Here is a 6,213-nt window from a genome sequence, read left to right on the forward strand (position 1 = left end):
AGTGCGGCGGCGTTGTTTGCCGGGTCGGGGGTGGCGCTGGCGGACACCGCGGATGCGCCCTCGGCCGGTGCGCCCGCCGATACGCCGTCGGCGGGTCCGGCGCGCGCACAGCGCTCGGGGGCGGCCAGGGCCGACCGGGCCGGGGCGCGCAGCACCGCGGTGGCGCCGCAACCGGCGGCCGCCAGATCGCCGGAGCGGCGCGGGCCCTCGGCACCGCAGCGCGCCGCGGTCGCCCGGGCGGCGGTGAGCGCCGGGCAGGGCGCCGCTGATGGCATCACGGTGGCCCCGAGGGTGGAGCTCTTCGACGGAAGCGTGCGGGGCAACCTCAACGCGACCAGTGCCCGGTTCGGCAACACCTCCTGCTCGGCCACGCAGACAAGCTCGTGCCTGAAGTACGAATACACCAGCACCGACCGCGACGTCCGCGAGCAAGACATCGGCAAACTGACGTTCGCCGGGCCCGGCTTCTCCGCCACCGCGCAGGAATTTTCGGTGCTGCCGTATCTGACCTGGAATCTGGACACCGGCGCGGGCAAGAACACCCAGACGTTCAACGTGCGGGTCACCGAGGTGACCGACTTCGACGCGTTCGTGACCGGGTTGCCGTTGATCGGAACGCTGGCCGGACCGTTGATCGATCTGCTGCGCGAGGCTCCGCTGGTCGGTTCGCTGCTCGCCCCGATCATCGGGGCGTCGGCGTTGGCCGAGATCCAGGTCAATATGGCCACCCTGGCGCCGGCCACCACCCCGGTGGCGTTCACCTACAAGGTGACCTCCTTCGACGGTGTGGGAATCAGCACCAACTATTTCCCGGCCTCCGACACCCAGGCCGGTACGACCTCGCCGCTGGTGCTCAACGGACCCGGTCTGGGTGCGGCCGGAGTCACCGACCCCTACGCCCTTCGCGGCACCGAGCAGTTCGTGCCCGGCCCGGCGGTGTTGCGTGATGCGAACTTCAACCTGATCACCTGGGATCCGCGTGGGGAGTTCGCCTCGGGCGGGATCCTGCAGCTGGACAACCCGTTCTACGAGGGCCGCGACGCCTCGGCGATCATCTCCTGGGCTGCGGAAAACCCGCTCGTCGAACTCGACGGTCCGGGTGATCCGGCGGTGGGCATGGTGGGCGGTTCCTACGGCGGGGGGATCCAGTGGGTGACCGCCGCGACCGATCCGCGGGTCGACGGGATCGTTCCGGGCATCTCCTGGAACTCGCAGAACTCCTCGCTGTACCCCGACGACATCTTCAAGTCAGCGTGGGCCACGGTGGAAAGCCTGGCGCTGCTCACCACGGGCGCGCGGATCAACAGCCAGATCTATCGCGCCGTGCTGACCGGCCTGCTGCTGGGCGCCATCGACGAATCGGCGCAAGCCGTGCTGGGCAGCAGTGGGCCGACGTCGCTGCTCAACCAGCTGCAGGCTCCATCGCTGCTGATCCAGAGCACGGTGGACACACTGTTCCCGCTGGCGCAGTCGGTGTCCAACGCCGAGACCATCCTGGCCAACCCCCACGGCACCATCCTCAAGATGGCCTGGTACTGCGGCAGCCACGGCTACTGCCGGAACCCCAATCCGACGCAGGATTCAGGGCTCGTCACCGACACCATCGCCTGGCTGGAAACCTACGTCGCCAGGATCGGTGATCCGGCCGCCGACATTCCGAGGTTCCAGTGGTGGGACCAGAAGGGCACCCGCTACACCTCGGATCTGCTGCCGTTCGAGGACGGGTTCAACCAGCCCACGCCCTACACCGCCACCGGTACCGGCGGGATGCTTCCGATCATCCCGGTGATCGGCGGCTCCGGGCCGCTGCAGGGCGACAACCTGCCCTCGTTCGTGACCTCGTTCCCCTACAACGGGACCTTCGGCACCCCGGCCGCCAATGCGCTCAACGTCACGGTCACCCCGCCGGTGGGCCGCCAGATTGTCGGCGCCCCGCAGCTGAGCTTCGACTACCAGGGCATCGGCAACGGCAAGGCGGTGTTCGCGCAGCTGATCGACAACACCACCGGTCTGGTGGTGGGCAACATGGTCTCGGCGATCCCGGTCACCCTCGACGGTCAGGCCGGCAGCGTCAGCATTCCGCTGCAGGACATCGTCTACACGGTGGGTGCCGGGGATTCGCTGACCCTGCAGATCGTCGGGTACTCCTCGCTGTTCGCCAACTCCTCCATCGGGGCGATCAACATCTCCAACGTCCAGCTGGATCTGCCGCTGCGTGCCCTTCCCCCTCAGCGGGGAGAGGACGCTATGCAGGACGACGTGTCCTTGTGGTGGTAGGGCACATCACCGCTTGACGCGGAGCCCGACTCCGCGTCAGCGACGTAAGCGGTGGCGGTTCTTGCCGGTGGGACGTCTGTTGCGCAGGCCACCGGCGGTGACCGGTTCGGCGTCCCCGGCTTCGGCGTCGGCTTCGGCCTCCGTGTCGGCTTCGGCTTCGGCTTCGGTGGCGGTCTCGGTCTGCTGGGGTTCGGCCTCGGCGTGGGTATCGCCGGTCTCGGCGGCGTCCCCGTCGGGTTCCGCTTCCGCTGACGGCACGCCCTCCTCGGCGTCCTCGGAATCCCGGGGCTCCTCAGCGGACTCAGCGGACTCAGCGGATTCGGCTGACTCGGCGGACTTGGCTTTGCGGCGCTTGGCGCGGGTGCGCCGGGACTCCTTGGCGGGCTTGGGCGGCTTGGGCGGCTTGGGCGCACGGGGCGGCTTCTCGGCGACGAACGCGAGCTGGAACGCCAGGGCGCCCAGCAGCGCGATCGCGGCGGCGCCGCCGTAGACCCCGAACAGCCACGCGCCCGCGCTGCCCAGGCTCAGCCAGACCTCGGCAATCGCCGCGGCGATGATCAACGCGCCGCCCACCACGTGCAGCAGCAGCGACCAGGCGCGCAACCGCAGCGCGAGTTCGGGGGTGTCGTTCTCCGGCTTGAGCGCGCGCTTGAGGTTGAGCACGACCGGCAGCGCGGCCAGTGCGATCGGCACTCCGGCGGCGATGCGCCCGGCGGTCGCCAGCGAGGCCGGGAGGTCGCCGGTGAGAACCCACCAGCGCGGAATCACGAACACCGCATAGAGCGCCGCACCGACCAGGAACAGGGCGAGATGCAGCGCGGTCGCGGCACGGCGCCCCATGTCCCTCCGTCCGTCGTTCCGTTTTCGTGGGTCCGAGGCGCGACCGGAATCGGAGCGCACCTCGGACGGGCGCGGAGGATGCGGGATTTGAACCCGCGAGGGCTATTAACCCAACCCGCGTTCCAGGCGAGCGCCATAGGCCACTAGGCGAATCCTCCGCGGGCCATGGTAGCCGACCGGGCCGGTGACCTGTTTCGGCTGGTACTCGACCTGGTACTAGACTCGTCGTGGACCCCGCGCGGCGTCCATCCTGTGAACTCCCCCAGGGCTGGAAGGCAGTAAGGGTCAACGGGCTCTGGCGGGTGCGCGGGGTCCCCTCTCGGTGCGGCGACCACTCCGCGCCGGTCTCTGGAAAGGGGCACGGTGTCCTTTCAGTCCCTGGGCCGTGAGCAGTTGCAGTCCCAACTCGAGCTGCTGCACCGCGGCTACGGCGAACTGCAGGGCCGCAAACTGTCGCTGGACCTCACCCGGGGCAAGCCGTCGGCCGAGCAACTCGACCTGTCGAACGCCCTTCTCGGGCTGCCCGGCGACGCGGACTACCGCGACCGCGACGGCACCGACACCCGCAATTACGGCGGCCAGCACGGGCTGTCGGAGTTGCGCGCCCTCTTCGGCGAACTGCTCGGCATCCCGGTCGCGAACCTGATCGCCGCCAACAACTCCAGCCTCGAACTCATGCACGACGCGGTGGTGTTCTCGATGCTGCACGGCGGGGTGGACTCGCCCCGCCCGTGGGTTCGCGAACCGGTGGTCAGGTTCCTGTGCCCCGCGCCGGGGTATGACCGTCACTTCGGGATCACCGAGAGCCTCGGCATCGAGATGATCCCCGTGCCGATCCGCGAGGACGGCCCGGACGTGGACCGGGTGGAGGAGCTGGTCGCGGCGGACCCGACGATCCGGGGGATGTGGTGCGTGCCGGTGTACTCCAACCCCACCGGTGCGGTCTACAGCGAGCAGGTCGTCCGCCGGCTGGCGCAGATGCCGACCGCGGCGCAGGACTTCCGGTTGTTCTGGGACAACGCCTATCCGGTGCACACCCTGACCGGAGATTTCGTCCGGCAGGTCGACGTGCTGGGCCTGGCCGCCGACGCCGGTCACCCGCACCGCCCGTATGTGTTCACCTCGACCTCGAAGATCACCTTCGCCGGGGCCGGCGTGGGCTTCCTGGGTGCCTCGACGGACAACATCGCCTGGTTCCTTCGCCACGCGGGCAAGAAGTCGATCGGGCCGGACAAGGTCAACCAGTTGCGCCACCTGAGGTTTCTGCACGACGCCGACGGGGTGCGCCGCCACATGCTGGCGCATCAGAAGGTGTTGGCACCGAAGTTCGCGATGGTCCTCGACATCCTCGACAGGCGCCTCGCGGAGTCCAAGACCGCGTCCTGGACCGATCCCCGCGGCGGCTACTTCGTCAGCCTCGACGTGCTGCCCGGCACGGCCAAGCGGACCGTCGCGCTGGCCAAGGACGCCGGGATCGCCGTCACCGCGGCGGGCGCGTCCTTCCCGTACCAGAAGGACCCCGACGACACCAACATCCGCATCGCCCCGAGTTTCCCGCCGCTGCCCGATCTCGAGCAGGCCATCGACGGGCTGGCCACCTGCGCTCTGCTGGCGGCCGCCGAGGCGCTGCTGGGCACCCGCGGGTCGGACTAGCTCGGTAGCCTGCTGGGGTGGCGCTCTACCGCAAGTACCGGCCGGCGACCTTCGCCGAAGTGGTGGGCCAGGAGCACGTCACCGAACCGCTGTCGACGGCACTGACCGCGGGGCGCATCAACCACGCCTACCTGTTCTCCGGCCCGCGCGGCTGCGGCAAGACGTCCTCGGCGCGCATCCTGGCCCGCTCGCTGAACTGCGAACGCGGCCCCACGCCGCAACCCTGCGGGGTGTGCGAGTCCTGCCTATCCCTCGCACCCGGCGGCGGCGGTTCGATCGACGTCGTCGAACTCGACGCCGCCAGTCACGGCGGCGTGGACGACACCCGCGAATTGCGCGACCGGGCGTTCTACGCGCCGGCGCAGTCGCGCTACCGGATCTTCATCGTCGACGAGGCGCACATGGTCACCACGGCGGGCTTCAACGCGCTGCTGAAGATCGTCGAGGAACCCCCCGAGCACCTCATCTTCGTGTTCGCCACCACCGAGCCCGACAAGGTGCTCTCCACGATCCGCTCGCGCACCCACCACTATCCGTTCCGGCTGCTGGCGCCGCGCACCATGCGCGGGCTCATCGAGAAGATCCTGTCCGCCGAGAGCGTTGATGTCGACGATGCGGTGTTCCCGCTGGTGATCCGGGCGGGCGGTGGTTCACCGCGGGACACCCTCAGCGTGCTCGATCAGCTGCTAGCCGGGGCGGAGGGCAACCGGGTGCACTACCAGCGGGCGCTAGCGCTGCTGGGGGCAACCGACGTCGCGCTGATCAACGAGGCTGTGGATGCCCTGGCCGCCGGCGACGCCGCCGGGCTGTTCGGCGCGGTGGAGTCGGTGATCGACGCCGGCCACGACCCGCGCCGGTTCGCCATCGACCTGCTCGAGCGGTTCCGGGACCTCATCGTGCTGCAGGCGGTTCCCGACGCGGTCAGCCGCGGCGTGGTCGACGCGCCCGGTGACGTCCTGGACAACATGCGCGATCAGGCGGCGCGGATCGGTCCGGCGACGCTGGCCAGATACGCCGAGGTCGTGCACGCCGGACTCGGGGAGATGCGCGGAGCCACCGCACCGCGGCTGCTGCTGGAAGTGATCTGCGCGCGGCTGCTGCTGCCTTCGGCCAGCGACACCGAGTCGGCGCTGCTGCAACGCGTCGAGCGCATCGAGACCCGGCTGGACATCTCGATCCCGACGCAGGAGCGCGGCCCCGCGCCCGCGCGGTCAGCCAAACCCGCGCCGCCCCGCCCCGCACCGGCCAGCATCACCTCGGTGGTGCGGCTGCGCTCGCGCACCTTGTCCCGGATGGTCGGCCACAGGCTGCGGACCGCGGAGGCGGAGGGTTCACCGGGTGCGGCCACCTCAGGTGAGCGCTCCGCATCACCGCGCGCGGGCTGCTGCTCAGCCGTGGCGGCGACGGGCTCGTCGGCGGGCGGTGCAGGGCGGGGCGGTGCGG

At 70.1% G+C, this 6,213-nt stretch carries 4 protein-coding genes, 1 tRNA gene, 1 other RNA gene and 1 pseudogene; 4 read left to right on the top strand and 3 right to left on the bottom strand.

What is annotated here, in order from left to right:
* Positions 1-278: pseudogene (locus tag ACKOB8_RS02830) on the bottom strand (hypothetical protein); the annotation flags it as partial.
* Between the two features lies 1 nt (position 279).
* Here ACKOB8_RS02830 and ACKOB8_RS02835 point away from each other — a divergent pair.
* A complete protein-coding gene (locus ACKOB8_RS02835; RefSeq protein WP_526375428.1) occupies positions 280-2,277 on the top strand; it encodes a CocE/NonD family hydrolase in 1,998 nt (665 codons plus the stop codon).
* Positions 2,278-2,313: 36 nt separating this feature from the next.
* Here the strand turns inward: ACKOB8_RS02835 and lucA are convergent, their stop codons facing one another.
* On the bottom strand, positions 2,314-3,117 hold the full coding sequence (gene lucA / locus ACKOB8_RS02840; RefSeq protein ID WP_526375430.1) for a lipid uptake coordinator LucA: 804 nt from the start codon (positions 3,115-3,117) through the stop codon (positions 2,314-2,316).
* Positions 3,118-3,189: 72 nt separating this feature from the next.
* Positions 3,190-3,275: transfer RNA gene (locus ACKOB8_RS02845), tRNA-Ser, on the bottom strand.
* Between the two features lie 68 nt (positions 3,276-3,343).
* On the opposite strand from ACKOB8_RS02845, the gene ffs reads away from it, so the two are divergent.
* The 3 genes from ffs to ACKOB8_RS02860 form a co-directional block, all read left to right on the top strand.
* Positions 3,344-3,438, top strand: an RNA gene (gene ffs, locus ACKOB8_RS02850) — signal recognition particle sRNA small type.
* A gap of 42 nt (positions 3,439-3,480) precedes the next feature.
* Positions 3,481-4,770: an aspartate aminotransferase type Ic gene (locus ACKOB8_RS02855; protein WP_526375432.1), complete on the top strand. Its 1,290-nt coding sequence runs from the start codon at positions 3,481-3,483 to the stop codon at positions 4,768-4,770.
* A 17-nt stretch (positions 4,771-4,787) separates the two neighbouring features.
* Positions 4,788-6,213, top strand: a 1,426-nt coding sequence (locus tag ACKOB8_RS02860; RefSeq protein WP_526375434.1) for a DNA polymerase III subunits gamma/tau, incomplete at its 3' end; no start/stop codon positions are given.

It is taken from the genome of Mycobacterium sp. (assembly GCF_046091765.1).
Lineage (GTDB): Bacteria > Actinomycetota > Actinomycetes > Mycobacteriales > Mycobacteriaceae > Mycobacterium.

Coding starts and splice junctions, on each gene's coding strand:
- lucA (WP_526375430.1), bottom strand. CDS start 3,117: ATGGGGCGCCGTGCCGCGACCGCGCTGCATCTCGCCCTGTTCCTGGTC.